The sequence below is a fragment of the Nocardia rhamnosiphila NBRC 108938 genome (assembly GCF_000720425.1).
Taxonomy (GTDB): Bacteria; Actinomycetota; Actinomycetes; order Mycobacteriales; family Mycobacteriaceae; genus Nocardia; species Nocardia rhamnosiphila.
This window is the reverse complement of sequence record NZ_JOAJ01000009.1, coordinates 510,955-526,158: the sequence shown is the minus strand read 5'-3', so window position 1 is coordinate 526,158 and position 15,204 is coordinate 510,955. Positions and strand designations below refer to the sequence as shown.

General features: G+C 65.8%; 18 protein-coding genes. 6 read left to right on the top strand and 12 right to left on the bottom strand.

The genetic code is table 11. The features are described from left to right. Nucleotide 1: 1 nt before the first annotated feature. Complete coding sequence (locus tag IG75_RS0129115; protein WP_030524549.1) at nt 2-1,219, bottom strand: hypothetical protein; 1,218 nt, start codon at nt 1,217-1,219, stop codon at nt 2-4. A 282-nt stretch (nt 1,220-1,501) separates the two neighbouring features. On the opposite strand from IG75_RS0129115, the gene IG75_RS0129110 reads away from it, so the two are divergent. Together IG75_RS0129110 and IG75_RS0129105 are read left to right on the top strand one after the other, a co-directional pair. Continuing rightward, on the top strand, nt 1,502-2,077 hold the full coding sequence (locus tag IG75_RS0129110; RefSeq protein ID WP_030524548.1) for a TerD family protein: 576 nt from the start codon (nt 1,502-1,504) through the stop codon (nt 2,075-2,077). Between the two features lie 201 nt (nt 2,078-2,278). After that, complete coding sequence (locus tag IG75_RS0129105) at nt 2,279-3,391, top strand: DUF475 domain-containing protein (RefSeq protein ID WP_030524547.1); 1,113 nt, start codon at nt 2,279-2,281, stop codon at nt 3,389-3,391. Nucleotides 3,392-3,525: 134 nt separating this feature from the next. Here IG75_RS0129105 and IG75_RS0129100 read toward each other — a convergent pair whose 3' ends face one another. Then, complete coding sequence (locus tag IG75_RS0129100) at nt 3,526-4,248, bottom strand: hypothetical protein (protein WP_030524546.1); 723 nt, start codon at nt 4,246-4,248, stop codon at nt 3,526-3,528. A gap of 267 nt (nt 4,249-4,515) precedes the next feature. Between IG75_RS0129100 and IG75_RS0129095 the strand changes: the two genes are divergently transcribed. Continuing rightward, a complete protein-coding gene (locus IG75_RS0129095) occupies nt 4,516-5,073 on the top strand; it encodes a sugar O-acetyltransferase (RefSeq protein WP_030524545.1) in 558 nt (185 codons plus the stop codon). A 20-nt stretch (nt 5,074-5,093) separates the two neighbouring features. On the opposite strand, the gene IG75_RS37585 is transcribed toward IG75_RS0129095, so the two are convergent. The 4 genes from IG75_RS37585 to IG75_RS0129075 form a co-directional block, all read right to left on the bottom strand. After that, entirely contained in the window at nt 5,094-6,146 is a 1,053-nt protein-coding gene (locus IG75_RS37585; protein WP_051715003.1) for an AraC family transcriptional regulator, read from the bottom strand. A gap of 98 nt (nt 6,147-6,244) precedes the next feature. Beyond that, nucleotides 6,245-7,450: a cytochrome P450 family protein gene (locus IG75_RS0129085; RefSeq protein ID WP_030524543.1), complete on the bottom strand. Its 1,206-nt coding sequence runs from the start codon at nt 7,448-7,450 to the stop codon at nt 6,245-6,247. Between the two features lie 204 nt (nt 7,451-7,654). After that, on the bottom strand, nt 7,655-7,978 hold the full coding sequence (locus IG75_RS0129080; RefSeq protein ID WP_030524542.1) for a branched-chain amino acid transporter permease: 324 nt from the start codon (nt 7,976-7,978) through the stop codon (nt 7,655-7,657). Beyond that, nucleotides 7,971-8,714 carry an AzlC family ABC transporter permease gene (locus IG75_RS0129075; protein WP_210436851.1) on the bottom strand — a complete coding sequence of 248 codons (744 nt, stop codon included), beginning with the start codon at nt 8,712-8,714 and terminating at the stop codon, nt 7,971-7,973. The genes IG75_RS0129080 and IG75_RS0129075 overlap by 8 nt, the downstream gene beginning before the upstream one ends. A 79-nt stretch (nt 8,715-8,793) precedes the next feature. Here IG75_RS0129075 and IG75_RS0129070 point away from each other — a divergent pair, with 79 nt between their 5' ends. Further along, entirely contained in the window at nt 8,794-9,234 is a 441-nt protein-coding gene (locus IG75_RS0129070) for an Lrp/AsnC family transcriptional regulator (RefSeq protein WP_210436855.1), read from the top strand. A 254-nt stretch (nt 9,235-9,488) separates the two neighbouring features. On the opposite strand, the gene IG75_RS0129065 is transcribed toward IG75_RS0129070, so the two are convergent. Continuing rightward, entirely contained in the window at nt 9,489-9,950 is a 462-nt protein-coding gene (locus IG75_RS0129065) for a MarR family winged helix-turn-helix transcriptional regulator (protein ID WP_030524539.1), read from the bottom strand. Between the two features lie 136 nt (nt 9,951-10,086). On the opposite strand from IG75_RS0129065, the gene IG75_RS0129060 reads away from it, so the two are divergent. Together IG75_RS0129060 and IG75_RS0129055 are read left to right on the top strand one after the other, a co-directional pair. Then, on the top strand, nt 10,087-10,731 hold the full coding sequence (locus IG75_RS0129060; protein WP_030524538.1) for a nitroreductase family protein: 645 nt from the start codon (nt 10,087-10,089) through the stop codon (nt 10,729-10,731). Between the two features lie 161 nt (nt 10,732-10,892). Next, complete coding sequence (locus IG75_RS0129055; protein ID WP_030524537.1) at nt 10,893-11,255, top strand: nuclear transport factor 2 family protein; 363 nt, start codon at nt 10,893-10,895, stop codon at nt 11,253-11,255. Nucleotides 11,256-11,334: 79 nt separating this feature from the next. Here IG75_RS0129055 and dnaB read toward each other — a convergent pair whose 3' ends face one another. The 5 genes from dnaB to rpsF all read right to left on the bottom strand — a co-directional run bounded on the left by dnaB (nt 11,335) and on the right by rpsF (nt 15,099). Further along, nucleotides 11,335-12,717 carry a replicative DNA helicase gene (dnaB, locus tag IG75_RS0129050; RefSeq protein WP_030524536.1) on the bottom strand — a complete coding sequence of 461 codons (1,383 nt, stop codon included), beginning with the start codon at nt 12,715-12,717 and terminating at the stop codon, nt 11,335-11,337. Between the two features lie 678 nt (nt 12,718-13,395). Next, nucleotides 13,396-13,851 (bottom strand): 50S ribosomal protein L9, encoded by a 456-nt coding sequence (rplI, locus tag IG75_RS0129045; RefSeq protein ID WP_030524535.1) that lies wholly within the window; start codon nt 13,849-13,851, stop codon nt 13,396-13,398. A gap of 18 nt (nt 13,852-13,869) precedes the next feature. Further along, nucleotides 13,870-14,121 (bottom strand): 30S ribosomal protein S18, encoded by a 252-nt coding sequence (rpsR, locus tag IG75_RS0129040; protein WP_030524534.1) that lies wholly within the window; start codon nt 14,119-14,121, stop codon nt 13,870-13,872. A gap of 55 nt (nt 14,122-14,176) precedes the next feature. Beyond that, nucleotides 14,177-14,716 carry a single-stranded DNA-binding protein gene (locus IG75_RS0129035; protein WP_030524533.1) on the bottom strand — a complete coding sequence of 180 codons (540 nt, stop codon included), beginning with the start codon at nt 14,714-14,716 and terminating at the stop codon, nt 14,177-14,179. A gap of 95 nt (nt 14,717-14,811) precedes the next feature. After that, nucleotides 14,812-15,099, bottom strand: a complete 288-nt coding sequence (gene rpsF, locus IG75_RS0129030) for a 30S ribosomal protein S6 (protein WP_030524532.1) — start codon at nt 15,097-15,099, stop codon at nt 14,812-14,814. Nucleotides 15,100-15,204 lie beyond the last annotated feature (105 nt).

Genomic DNA, 15,204 nt, shown 5'->3' with positions numbered 1-15,204 from the left:
CTCATCCTCGTCGTTGTCCCGGTGGTGGTTGTTTCCGCATTCGCTCGACAACCCCGGCAATGAATTCGGTGATGGTGTCGAGTTCGTTTACATACGCCCAATAGTCGGGGTGCCGCCCGGTGAGGGACGCGGCCACCCGGTCGAGGCGCTCGACCTGAGCGTCCAGTACCGAACCCCATTCGGCGACCAGTCCCCGTGACACCGCCAGCATCTGGGCGTCCCGGAGGCGGAACCGTACGGCCTCGGCGCGTTGGCGCGGATCTTCGCGGACCGCCCGCAACTCGGCCAGCCGCTTGGTCACGGCATCGACCAGTTGTTCGGCGTCGGCGAGGTGGCCGCGCGCGGTGGTGGTCAGTTCAAGGGCCTGCTCCGGGGTGTTCTCGGCCGCGGCGGCACGGGCCCCGGCCAGGGCTTGTGCCGCGGCGGCGATATGACGCTCGCTGGTTCGCCCATTGTCGGCCAGATCCGCCGAACTCGCAGCATTGAACTCTCGCAGCAACGCAGAATGCGCGGGCCCGATCCGCTCGGCCCGGGTGCGGACCGCGGCGAGCCGGGTGGTGACCGAGGAGATGGCGTTGCGCGCGGCCGGGGCCCGAGAAGGGGCCTGGGCCAACGATTCCGACAAATCGGCCGTAACGGAAGCCAGCCGGTTCGCCGCCGCCCGGGCCCGGCCGCGTTCCTCCGGCGGCACCGCGGTCAGTGTGAGCATTGCCTCATCCACCGCCTCGGCGCCCGCGCGCACCGAGGCATACTCGGCGTATTCCGATTCGGCCGCCTGCCTGCGCACCCGTGCCGCATCGGCGGCGACCCGCTCGACCAGTTCGGGAACCGCTCGCCGTACCGCGATCGCTTCCTCGAGCGCGGCCCGGTCGCCGTGGTAGAAGCGGTCGACCCGCTGCGCGACCGATCCCAGCTGCCGGATCACCGCGTCCACCCGCTGCTGCCGGTCCGCCCGGCGTGTCCCGGACTGTTCGTCCTGGTCCAGCTCACCGGTGAGCTGCAGGTATGCCGCAGCGGCGGTGTAGCAGTCTTCCCGCACCGAAGCCCAGCGACGGCCCAGCCCCCGTTCCGGGAACATCTCCTCGGCGGCCACGGCGGCCGCCTCCGCGGCCGACTGCCGCCGGTCCATATCCAGGAACGCCGTCGTCAGCGCCGACCGTGCCTGTTCGAACCACGGATCCTCCCCCGACCGGAACCATCCACGCCTGCGGCCTGCCACAGACCCGATGGTATGAGATACCACCACCCGCGCGCCGCCACACCGCGTACCCTCGGGCTCCGCGCGCACACTGCCGAACACCGTGACGGCGAACGGAGCGGCGCGGGCCGGAACTCCGAAAGCGTTCGATCCCAAACCATCCGGGCCCGCCGCCCGCGCGTGCCGATGACCGGCTTGCCCGAGTTTGTACGCAAGTTCACCGAAACCCACTACTGTCGTATTCCGTACCCGGCGGTTACCGACATGCTGGGAATCACAGACGACTACGAAAGGGAATCCCGCATGGGTGTCAGTTTGTCCAAGGGCGGCAACGTCTCGCTGAGCAAGGCGGCGCCGGGCCTCACTGCGGTCGCCGTCGGCCTGGGCTGGGATGTGCGCACCACCACGGGCACCGATTTCGATCTGGACGCCAGCGCGATCGCCACCGGAGCCGACAAGAAGGTCGTCTCCGACCAGCACTTCGTGTTCTTCAACAACCTCAAGTCCCCCGAGGGCGCCATCGAGCACGCCGGCGACAACACCACCGGTGAGGGCGAAGGCGACGACGAGGTCATCAACGTCGACCTCGCCAACACTCCGGCGAATATCGAGAGCATCTTCTTCCCCGTCTCGATCTACGAGGCGGACAGCCGTTCGCAGTCGTTCGGTCAGGTGCGCAACGCCTACATCCGCGTCGTGAACCGGGCGAACGGCGAGGAGCTGGCCCGCTACGACCTGTCCGAGGATGCCTCCACCGAGACCGCCATGGTCTTCGGTGAGCTGTACCGCAACGGGGCCGAGTGGAAGTTCCGCGCCATCGGCCAGGGTTACGCGTCCGGGCTGTCCGGTATCGCGCGTGACTACGGTGTGAACGTCTGACGATTCCACACCTCCGGGTAGCGTGAGGGGGTCCGGTGACGGGCCCCCTCGTTCTCTGTCCCAGAGGCGCCAGGGGACAAATTGGACAAATAGGCGGTCGACGGCAACGCTGGTGACTGGTCGTCGATACCGTCGACCAGGTTTCTCGTACAGGCCGGGATACCGACCGCAGTCCGGCCACCGCACACGAAAGGTCCCAGCGTGGTCCTGCGCATATTCGGTTTATCCTTAGTCGTCACGGTGCTGTCGCTGGGGGTGGCATTCCTCTACGGCGGCCCGACCGCCCTGGCACTCTGCCTCATCCTCGGCATCCTCGAGGTGTCACTGTCGTTCGACAATGCCGTGATCAATGCCACCATCTTGGAAAAGATGAGTGAGTTCTGGCAGAAGATCTTCCTCACCATCGGCATCCTGATCGCCGTCTTCGGTATGCGGCTGGTCTTCCCGCTGGCCATCGTGTGGGTCACCGCGGGCCTGAACCCCGTCGAAGCCTTCGATCTGGCGTTGAACCCGCCCGCCGGCGACGCCGCCTACTTCCCCGACGGCTCCCCCAGCTACGAGACCCTGCTCACCGGTGCGCACCCGCAGATCGCGGCGTTCGGCGGCATGTTCCTGGCGATGCTGTTCCTCAACTTCATCCTCGAAGACCGCGAGATCACCTGGCTGTCCTGGATCGAACGCCCCCTGGCCAAGGCCGGCAAACTGGACATGATGTCGGTGGTCGTCGCCGGTATCGGCCTGGTGCTGGCCGCGGAGTTCCTCGCCCACGAAGACGACCGCTCCACCGTGCTGCTGGCCGGTCTGCTCGGCATGATCATCTACATCGCCGTCGACGGTCTGGGTTCGATGTTCAACGCCGAGGAGCACGCCGAGGAAGCCGCCGGCGGCCCGTCCGGGCTGGCCAAGGCCACCGGTAAGGCCGGATTCTTCCTGTTCCTCTACCTCGAGGTCCTCGACGCCTCGTTCTCCTTCGACGGCGTGATCGGCGCCTTCGCCATCACCGCCGACCCGATCATCATCGCGCTGGGCCTCGGCCTGATCGGTGCCATGTTCGTCCGGTCGATCACGGTCTACCTGGTGCGCAAGGGCACGCTGAACGAATACGTGTACCTCGAGCACGGCGCCCACTGGGCCATCGGCGCACTGGCCCTGATCCTGCTGATCACGGTGGGCGATATCCACGTCCACGAGCTCGTCACCGGTCTCATCGGTATCGCCTTCATCGGTGCCGCGGTGCTCTCCAGCATCCGCCGCAACCGCAAGGAAGACGATCCGAAACCCACCGAGGCTTCGGAGCCGGCCCCGGTGGGCTGACACGACACATCCCGAACGGCAGTGGGAGCGGACCCGAGGGTCGGCTCCCATTGCCGTTTCATCGGGTAGAAGCAACGCACTTCTTCACGCGGCCGGCCGGACCTCGCCGCGCGCGACCCCGGGCGGCCCGGCCATCAAGCCCCCGGTGCCCCCATCTTGTGCCGCGCAGCGTCGTACTGCTCGAAATACGCCCGACCCACCGCGAACATGCCGCGCTGCGGTAACCGGAAGTCACCGAGCGCCGTCTGCTCGGCCAACGGCCCGGCCGGGCCGATATCCACGCCGTCGATCCGGGCCGCCGTGCGCTCGACCGTCCACAGCATCCGCGGCTCGAGCCGGAACCATTGCCCGTTCGGGGCGGTGCCACGCAACCGCACCCGCCCCACGCCCAGCGCCGGACCCGCCACCCGCGACATGACCGACAGCACCGTGGGGTTTCGCCACAGTGCCGCGGGCAGCACGCTGCCCAGCGCCGTCATCGCCGTCGTCGCGGGCGAGCGCCCCAGCTCGATCTCCCATACCAGCGTGCCGGGCATCCGCACCGTCAGCGCGAAGGGCCCCGTCCAGGTCACCGAGATATCCGCGACCCGCGCGTCCACCAGCGCGGCACCGTAGTACCGCACACAACTGGTCTCCGGCGCGACGCTGCTGTATATGACCCATTCCCGATCCGGGTTCCGGTGCCAGATCGATTCGTATCCGGACCCCACCGAGCTGGCAGCGAAATGCCGGAACGCCAGGTAGTGGCCGCTCGCGAACGGCTGACCCATCACTCCGTACCCGGCGAACCGCTCCGCGTCCGCACCCGCGGGCAGCGCCGGTTCGGTTCCGGCGATCGTTCGCGGACTCTCGACCATTGCCGTCCTCCTCGACGAGCGGACGTTACACCCCTAGCTTACGTCCGTGAGCTGGGAAAACACCTACCCCGACATCGAACAGCCCCCACTGCGCCGCTCCGGGGACGCCGCGTGTGACCATGCGGTGCCGCGCACAACAAAACACCGGCACCGGAACTTCGCCGAGGTCCGGACCGCGCCGCCACACAGCCTTTCCGCTGCACGGCACCACCGAACGGCCGGCAGGTGTCGCCACACACACCGCGCCGATCCGGCAGTATCGAAATCATGGCGACCGATAAGGAACGTATGCTGCGCGGCGATCTCTATCGCGGCAACGACCCGGAACTCGTCGCGGAACGCCGCGCCTGTCACGCGCTGACCGCCCGCTACAACGACACCGCCCCCGATGCCGAGACCGAACGGCAGGAAATCCTCGGCAAGCTACTGGGCGAGTGTGGTGCCGGCACCGTGATCATGCCGCCGTTCCGCTGCGACTACGGTTACCTGACCGGAATCGGCAGCAACACCTTCCTCAACTACGACACCGTGATCCTCGACTGTGCCCCCGTCACCATCGGCAACGATGTAGCGATCGGTCCCCGCGCCCAGATCCTCACCCCGCTGCACCCCATGGAGGACCACGAACTCCGGCGGGCCGGCTGGGAATCCGCCGCGCCCATCACCATCGGCGACAACACCTGGCTGGGCGGCGGCGTCATTGTCTGCGCCGGAGTCGCCATCGGCGAGAACTCGGTGATCGGCGCCGGCAGCGTGGTCACCCGGGATATCCCGCCCCGCGTCTTCGCCGCCGGCAACCCCTGCCGTGTCATCCGGGATCTCTGATCCCGGCCTCGGCACGGTCGTCAACGTTGCCGGAAGCCGCGAACACCCTTCCGCTGCGGTTCGTTTCCGATCGATACGGTCTCACCCGGCCCACGATGGAGATCCGGGAACGACGGTTCGTTCCCGGATACGACTTCCTGAGGTGGCGGTGTCACAGCGAGCAGGTCGGCTCGGCGGCGCTGCCGGAAATCGCGGGGTGTTTCTCCGTATCGGGATTTGAACGCCGTCGAGAACCCGGTGTTGGTGAACCCGCACCGTGCGGCGACCTCCGCTATGGACTCCGGTCCCGGATGCGCCAGCAGATCGCGCGCGATGCGCAACGCTTCGTTGCGCCGCAACTCCCGATAGGTGGTGCCGGTCCGGTGTAGTACCGAACGCAGCTGACGCGGCGACCAGCCCAGCGCACGCGCGACCGCGGGCAGCCGTACATCGCCGGACCCGATGTTCTCTCGGACGCATGCCCTGATGGCATCCACGGTTTCGGTCAGCTGGGCCTGCTGTGGCCCGAGGTCGCCGGCGAGCAGCAGGCACAGCAGTTCGGTGACCCGGTCACACACGGCGTCGAATTCCGGTGTCGTCAGATCCGCCTGCGCGGCAAGGGTGGCGATGAGCATGCTCTGCACGACCCGGCCGAGACCCGTCGACATATCGAGCGCCGTCCGCACGTCGGGGGCGGGCAGCCGGCGCTCCAGCCGCGCACGGGGCAGGAGCAGCGCGTAAGCCGTCGAACGGGGTAACAGCACCCGGCAGGCTCGGTCCAGTTCGAGAACGAATCCGCGCCGGGCCGCCACCCTGATGAGCCGGTCCTGCTGCTGGATGAGCCATTCGCCGCGTCTCGGCAACACTATCCAGCAGTAGTCGCCCGGACCCTGCCGGATATGCGAACGGTTGCGGTGCATGAGATGGTCACCGCGCTGCTGGGAGCGCAGCAAGGTGTAACTCGGGGACTCTTGAACCGCGATCCGAGCCCACCAGTCGGCCGGATCACGGTAGAGGTGGTCCGCCTTCAGGAAATGGTCGGTCACCTCGGTCCACTCCGCCGCGTTCGCGACGGTCAGCCGGGAATACCGCATAGCGGTGGCTCTGCCGGTCCGATACTCATTTCCGCCTATCCGCTCGGGAACGGTCCGACAGAATTCTGACAGCTCCCCATCGTCGGCCCGACGCTCGCTCAGTCGCGGGATCCGAGCCGCACCGGCACGCAGAGCGGACCATTGGTCATGAACTGCGGCGCATAGGGGATCTCCGCCGGATCACAGGCGAGCCGCATCTGCGGGAACCGACCGAACAGGGTGGCCAGCGCGGTCCGGGACTCCAACCGGGCCAGATGTGCGCCGAGGCAGAAGTGCGGACCGCGGCCGAAGCCCAGCTGATCGATGTCGTCGCGATCGATATCGAAGACCTCGGCGTTCGAGTATTTCCGCGGATCGCGTCCGACTCCCGCGTACCAGCCCACGATCGCCCCCCGGGGGATGTCCACACCCGCGATCCGAACATCCTGCAAGGCATACCGGTTGAACATCGCGCAGGCCGCGTTCCGGTAGCGCAATGCCTCCTCCACGACATCGGCCCAGCGATCCCCGTCCATGGCCGCCGCGAGCTGACCGGGAAAGGTGTAGAGGGCCACGACCGCGTTGCCGAGCAGGTGCATCGTGGTCTCGTGTCCGGCCACGATGATGATCCACAGCATTTCGACCAGTTCGGCATCGGCGATCCCGTGTTCGGGCTGGGCCTGCACCAGATCCGAGGTGAGGTCGTCACCCGGGTTGTTGTGCTTGTCCGCGACCAACCCGGTCAGATAGCCGACCATTTCCTGCATGGCGGTCCGGGTCTGCTCACCGGTGCTGGTGTGCGAGATCAGCGTGGACGTCCAGCCTCGGAACTTTCCCCGGTCGGCAACCGGTACCCCGAACAGTTCGCAGATCACTGTGACGGGAAGCGGCATGGTGAAGTGCTCGACGAGATCGACTTCCGGCCGGTCGGCGAATTTGTCGATCAGGTCGTTGGTCAGCTGCCGGATACGCGGTTCGAGTCGGGCGACCCGGACGGGAGTGAAGGCACGCGCGATGGCCCGGCGCATTCGCAGGTGATCGGCGCCGTCCTTGTTGAGCAGGTGATCGGCGTCGGTCAGGACCCGTAGTGGCCAGTCGGCCGGAACGGTGCCATCGTGCATCGCGGGACAGTTCTTCGCGCTGTGACTGAACAGAGTGCCGTCACCGGCGAGAATCTCACCGACCGCCTGGTGGCCGACCGCCATCCAGGCCCGGACTCCGCCCGGCAGTTCGTAGGGCACGATGGGCCCGGTCCGGATCATCCGGTCGAAAGTGTCGACAACTGGTTCTCCAGCGGTGGGCAGCTGGATGAGTGACTCGGTCATGCAGGACTCCGTGTTGTGATCGGACTCTGTACGCATGCGATCGACGCGTGCTCGAAGAGTGTGATCCGGTTGGCAGCAGCCGATCGACTCGAGCGGTAATCTCTGCCGCACCGCGAAATTCGACGGTGCCGGATCGAAAAATCCAAAGTTTTGGCGAGTCGTCCGACGCATGACGACAGCACTGCGGCCGGGCGCCGGATGATCTCAGCTGTGGGCGAGCAGCGTCGTCAGTGTCACGTGCAGGGCAGTACCGGTCAGGACACTGAGCACGGCGTTGCGGCGCCACAGGTGGAGTGCGAGGGTGACGACGAGCGCCGGCCCGGTGACGCTCAGTTGAGCGGGGGTGATGTCGCGCAGGGTGTATGCGGCGAGGATCACCATGACGCCCACGGGCATGTGCCGGCTCAGATAGCCGACGGTGGCGCTGCCCCGTAGCGGGGCCAGCGCGGCGAAAGGTAGCGCGCGCAGCGACCAGGTGATCACGGTGCACACCGCGACGGCAGCGATCAGGTAGCCGGTATCAGGCACGAGTGAGCTCTTTACTGGTGAAGGATCGACGAATCAGCAGGGCGGCGGTGAAAAGCCCGAGGGCGACGGGCAGCATCTGCCCCGGTAGGAGAAGCCGGGCGACCAGTGCACAGACCAGCGCGGTGACCGGGACCGGGATATCGCGCTCGGTGCGGTAGCCGTCGACCGCGAGTACGACGAACAGCGCGGTCAGGGCGAAGTCGAGGCCGTCGAGCCGAACCGGCAGCAGCGCCGCGCCACCGGCGCCGATGGTGGCGCCGGCGACCCAGTAGCCCTGACACAGAACCTGCAACCACAGAATGCGCCGGCCACTCCACTCCCGCGCCGAAGCGCCGGTGGTCAGCGCATAGGCCTCGTCGGTCAGCGCGAAGGTGGCATACCCCCTGGACCATCGGCCGCGGACCCGGTGCAGCGGAAAGGACAGCGCGTAGAAAACGTGGCGGAAGTTCACCAGGAACGCGGTCGAGGCCACCTGGGCCAAGGGCGTGACAGCGGTGACGAGCCCGATGAGCAGGAATTCCAGCGACCCCGCGTAGACGACACCGGCGAACACCGGCGCCCACCACCACGCCAGCTGGGAGTGCACCACCAAAACACCCAGAGCCAGGCCGAGGGGGAACAGCGCCAGGCCCACCGAGCCGGAGTCGGCCAGCGCTGCCCGCAGCTCCGGCGGCGCCGGTTCGCGACCCGGCGGGCCCGGGGTGCCGGAAGTTGCGGTCTGCGTCGAACTGCTCACCTTGTCATTTTATGTGCGTGACCACGTAATATGGTTTCCGAAGATACCCAGATTCGGCGATTGTGGGACATGAATGCAGCTGGATTCGGTCGATCGAGATATTTTGTTCCATCTCCGCCGGGACGGCCGTCTGACCAATGTCGAACTGGCCAGACGGGTGGGCCTGACCCCGCCGCCCTGCCTGCGCCGAGTGAAGCGGCTCGAAGACGCCGGGATCATCAGCGGCTACCGAGCCCGCATCGATGCGGCCGCGACCGGCCGCGGGTTCGAGGTCGTCGTCGCGGTCGAGATCAGCATCAACGACCTGCAGACCGTGGAGGAATTCGAGAAGGCCATCGCCTCCTATGACGAGGTCGTCGAATTCCACCGTCTCTTCGGCCGCCCCGATTACTTCGTCCGTGTCGCGGTGGCCGACCGCGAAGTCTTCGAAACCTTTTTGACCGGCAAGCTCATGGGCCTGCGGGCGGTCGCCCGGGTGGATTCCCACCTGATCATGAAGAAAATCAAAACCGACGACTGAACCGGGCCCGCGGCCGCCGGGCGAGCCGACCTGCCACCGACTGCCCCGAAGTGCCGCTACGAAGCCGATACAGGGCCGAAAAATCGTGGCGGACTGCGCGACCCCTGAGCCGGCCGTTTCTGGGTTCCCTCAGACCAAGGCGGATGTTGCCGGTCTTGCTGCTGTGGCGATTCCTCATGCCTTGGTCACGGCCGCGTCGCGGCGGGAGTGACCGCGCTTTGCGGTAGACGAGTGCGCTGCGTGCAGCGGATCCGTCAATCGGCGAACAGGAGCTTGCCCAGCAGGGTGGTGAGCTGGTCGCGCTCGGTGCGCGTGAGAGCGGAGAAGGCGTGGTCCAGGAAATCGGGAATAGCCCCCTCCGCCTCGGTGAGCGCTTGCCGCCCGGGCTCGGTGATGGTGACCGCGTAAGCACGTCGATCGGCCGGGTCGCGTTCGCGGCGGATGTAACCCGATTCCTCCAGGTCATCGGCAATGCCTACCATCACGCTGCGATCGATACGCAGTTCGGCGCTGAGCACCTGCTGTGAACACGGTCCGACGGCAGCGAGCATCTTGAGGACCAGGTGATGGCCTACTCCCAGGCCACTCTTCGCCGCCGCGGCATCCGCGGCGCGAGCCACCACCGCCGAGGCGCGGCACAAGGCGATATCCGTGCGTTCCGAGGTGAGCCGGGGGAGGTAGGCGGCCCGCGCGCGAGCATCGGTCCTGGTGGGCATGTCAGCAACCTATCACAATCATCTGTGCACAGATCGTTTGACAGGAGAGCATTATTAATCGTATGGTCGCAAATCATCTGTTCACAGATGATTCTGGAGCAAGCGGAGAGCGCTGCCGATCCGAGAGGAAAGCTCGATGTCGTTGAACCTGTCCGCCGATGAGGTCTTGTCCACCACCCGAGCAGTGCGCAAACGACTCGACCTCACCAAACCCGTGCCCCGTCACCTGATCGAGGAATGCGTCGATCTCGCCACCCAGGCGCCCACCGGCCGCAACCGTCAACGCTGGCACTTTCTCGTTGTCACCGACAACGCCCAGCGCGCCGCTGTCGCCGACGTCTACCGCAGGGCAGTACATCTCACGCCGGGCACGCCGCTGACTTCACGCGATCTGTATCGCATGAACGCTCACGGTTCCTGGCCACGAATCGCCGACGGGCTCGACTACCTGTACAAGCACATCCACCAGGTGCCGGCAATCGTCATCCCCGCTGTCGAGGGCCGTACCGACCAAGCGACCGTGAGCGAGCAGGCCGGAACCTGGGGTTCCATCCTTCCCGCAGTGTGGAGCTTCATGCTCGCCGCCCGTGCCCGTGGTCTCGGTACCGCCTGGACCACCGCGCAAGCCCCACTCGAACGCGAGCTGGCCCAAATCCTTCATGTCCCCTACGACCGGGTCATGCTCGCGGCCCTCATCCCACTGGCCTTCAGCGTCGGTACCGACTTCCGTCCCGCCAAACGCATCCCCCGCGACCAGGCCCTGCACTGGAATCAGTGGTGAACACCCGGTCCGGCGGCTGCATCGCCGCACGAGTCACAAGGCAGGCCGGAGAGTCGACGGCGCAGTGGTGAGTGTCGGATCCGGAATTCGCGCGAGGTGGTAGATCTGCTGTCAGCGAAACGCGAGGGCCGGACCGGCCCTCGGCTGGCATGCTGAGTGCCATGGAGAAGGACTTGCGGGAGGCCGAGCGGCGACTCCAGGCTGCCCAGCTGGCCGGGGACGCCCAGGCGCTGGATGAGTTGCTCGATGACCGGCTGATCTTCACTTTCGGCTCGGACACGTTCACCAAGGCCGATGATCTCGAGCTGCACCGCACCAAGGCTCAGATCGTGAGCAAGCTCAAGGAAGAACAGCTGACGGTACTGGTGGAAGGGACGACCGGGGTCACTTGGTTCCTCGGCGTCGTCGAGGGCAGCGTTCATGGATCACCATTCGCAGCCAGGATGCGCTATACCCGCGCCTGGGCGCACGACGACTCGCGTGGCTGGCGGGTCGTTGCCGCTCATGCCTCGGCGGTCGAGTAATTCGAAGAGTTCGCCCACGTCGACCAAGGTCGTCCGAACCGAGCGACTTGGCGACATTTTCGAGCTCCCACAGCAATGCTCAGCCGCGGGCCATATCGACGAAGCGCGATAGATGCAGCTGGTGAGCGACGGTGATGGTTGCCGTGGGCCCGTTACGGTGCTTGCCGACGATCAGGTCCGCTTCGCCACCACGCGGATCGTCGCGCTCGAACGCGTCCGGCCGGTGCAGCAGGATAACCATATCCGCGTCCTGCTCGAGCGAGCCGGATTCGCGCAGGTCGGAGACCTGTGGGCGTTTGTCGGTGCGCTGTTCCGGACCACGGTTCAACTGACTGATCGCGATGACGGGAACTTCCAGCTCCTTGGCCAGCAGCTTCAGGTTTCGGGAGAAATCCGATACCTCCTGCTGCCGGGATTCGACCTTCTTACCCGAGGTCATCAGCTGGAGGTAGTCCACCACAACGAGTTTCAGGTCGTGACGCTGTTTCAGTCGCCGCGCCTTGGCCCGGATCTCCATCATGGTGAGGTTCGGCGAATCATCCACGAACAGCGGCGCTTCGCTGATCTCGCTCATCCGCCGCGCCAATTTGGTCCAGTCGTCGTCGCTCATCCGGCCGGCCCGCATATCCCCGAGCTTGATCTTCGCCTCGGCCGACAGCAGGCGCATGACGATCTCGGTCCGGCTCATCTCCAGTGAGAAGATCACACTCGCCAGCCCGTGCCGAATCGAGGCACTGCGCATGAAATCCATTCCCAAAGTCGATTTGCCGACCCCGGGTCTCGCCGCGACGATGATCATCTGACCCGGGTGCAGGCCGTTGGTGAGTTCGTCCAGTTCGGAGAATCCGGTCGGTACGCCGAGGGAGATACCGCCCCGGGAGGCGATGGAGTCGATCTCGTCCATGGTGGGCTGGAGGAGTTCCTCCAGCGGGAGGAAATCTTCGGAGGTCCGGCGTTCGGTGACCTCGTAGACCTCGGCCTGGGCGCGGTCGACCACCTCGGCGACGTCCTGGCCGTCGGCGCCCGCATAGCCGTACTGCACGATGCGGGTGCCGGCTTCGACCAGGCGGCGCAGGATCGCCTTCTCGGCCACGATCTCGGCGTAGAAACCGGCGTTCGCCGCGGTGGGGACGGTCTGGGTGAGGGTGACCAGGTAGGGGGCACCGCCGATTCTCTTCAGTTCACCGCTGCGGTCCAGGCCGGCGGCGACGGTGACCGGGTCCGCGGGTTCTCCGCGTCCGTAGAGATCGAGGATGGCGTCGTACACGGCCTGATGGGCGGGTCGGTAGAAATCACCGGAGCGCAATACTTCGACCACGTCGGCGATGGCGTCCTTGCTGAGCAGCATGCCGCCGAGCACCGACTGTTCGGCCGCCATATCGTGTGGCGGCTGGCGCCCGAAATCCTCGCCGGGGGGCTCCGGCGGGAAGTCCGTGTGCCCGCGGTCATCGACGACTGCCATCCGACTCGACCGTCCTCTCCTTCTGACCGGACGCACCCTTCGACGACCGGTTCTACCCCACGGGTCCGACAAGTTCGCCGAGATGCCGAAGCGCCGGTGACCAGTGGTCAGGCGTACCAGCTATCACCCAGAGAGAACCGAACCCCCGCATGGTGGCGTGGTGTCGCACATGGTGCTGCGATGAACCTAGGCGAGGTTCTATCCACATGCCAACCACGCCTGTGCACATACCTGTGGATAACCTGGGGATAGTTCACCTCAGGTTGTGCACAACTTGTGGACAACTTGGGGAAAACGCAGGTCAGCCCGGGAAAATGCCCAGCTAGATCTAGATTTTTCGCGACCACGCAGTGTGGATAAACAAAGCATCGGCGTGTCGGAGATGTTGAACATCCGGGCGTGTTGAGTTGACAGACAAGCGAACAGATATGAGCTGCGTCACATTACGTCCGGTTGGTTTTGTGATCGATCCACAGGACTCACATCTTGTGGATAAGACACCCCCACCTCGAAGCGGCGCGGCCTGCGGATATGCAGGCGCCCGCCATCACAAGAATTTCAGCAACCGTCTAGCTAACCGGCGATTGCTATGGCAAAGCACAACCGACCGGAGATCACGTCTACCCATGGCCGAGCGGACGTGATCCCCGGTTTCGGGGTATGTATTCGTGGGCCGACTCAGCCGGCGGCCACGACCTCCAGAGCAAATTTCGCAGCGACGTCCGGGTGCAGATGGACGGTCACCTGGTGCTTACCGGTGGCCTTGATATGCGACTTCGGCAGTTCGATGCTGCGCTTGTCCAGTACCGGGCCCCCCGCCGACTTGATGGCGGCGGCGACATCGGACTGGGTGACCGAACCGAAGAGTTTTCCGGTGCCCGCGGTCTTGACCGACAGCGAAACACCCTCGAGGCCCTCGAGGGCCTGCTTCAGTTCGTTGGCATGGCCGAGATCGCGCACCCGGCGGGCCTCCTGGGCCCGGCGGATTCCCTCGACCTGCTTCTGCGCACCGCGGCTGGCGACGATGGCCAGCCCACGGGGCAGCAGGTAGTTACGGCCGTAGCCGTCCTTGACCTCGACGGTGTCGCCGGGAGCGCCGAGGTTGTCCACATCGGCAGTCAGAATGAGCTTCATATGCTTGACCGACCTTTCTCAGCGAGCCGTCGACACGTAGGGCAGCAGCGCCATCTCACGCGAGTTCTTCACCGCGATAGCGATATCGCGCTGGTGCTGTACGCAGTTGCCGGTGACCCGGCGAGCGCGGATCTTGCCACGCTCACTGACGTACTTGCGCAGCAGCGGCACATCTTTGTAGTTGATGTCGACGATGCCGGACTTGCTCTCTTTGCAGAAAGCGCAAGCCTTCTTCTTGAGCACCTTTTCGCGCGCCGGTGCCTTGGCCATTTTCGTTCACTCCGTATTCTTGGTGGCCCGCTGATGCGGGCCGATGCGGGCCGTCTCAGAACGGCGGTTCATCGTCCGTCCGCCCGCCCCCGAAGGAGCCGGCCGCGGGCGCGCTACCCCATGGGTCATCCGCAGCGCCCTGCTCGGACCGTCCACCGCCACCGTTTCCGGCGTTGTAGTTACCACCACCGCCGCTATTGGAACCGAATCCACCGCCGCCGCCACCGCGACTGGTCTTGTTGACCTTGGCCGTGGCGTACCGCAGCGACGGACCGACCTCGTCGACCTCGAGCTCGACGACCGTGCGCTTCTCGCCCTCACGGGTTTCGAAGGAGCGCTGCTTGAGCCGTCCGCTGACGATCACACGGGATCCCCTGGTGAGGCTCTCCGCGACATTCTCCGCGGCCTCGCGCCAGATATTGCAGCGCAGGAACAGCGCTTCGCCGTCTTTCCACTCGTTGGTATTACGGTCGAAAATGCGGGGTGTCGAGGCCACGGTGAAATTGGCCACCGCCGCGCCCGCGGGCGTGAATCGAAGCTCGGGATCGGCCGTCAGATTTCCGATGACCGTGATTACCGTATCGCCAGCTGCCATGGGGGTTCCTCCTGCTCGGTGTGCAGTCCGGGTGCACTCGCCTGTTGCGCTAGAGCCTAGAGACAGGCTCCGACGAAACGGCGGTAGCGCCGGAACTACTTGTCGTTGCGCAGAACCTTGGTGCGCAGGACCTGCTCGTTGAGGCCCAGCTGGCGGTCGAGTTCGTTCACGGTGGCGGGCTCCGCGGTCAGATCGACCACCGCGTAGATGCCTTCGGCCTGTTTACGAATCTCGTAGGCGAGGCGCTTACGGCCCCAGATATCGACCTTGTCGATTTTGCCGCCCTCGGTACGGACTACGCCGAGCATAGTTTCCAGGGACGGTCCGACAGTACGCTCGTCCATGCTCGGATCGAGGATGACCATCACTTCGTAATGACGCACGAACCAATCACCTCCTGTGGTCTGGGGTCGGCCACGGACGGTCCGTGGCAGGAGGGTCGTTGCGTCAGCAACCGGGCAAGAGTACCCGAGCGGACCGCTGGAAAC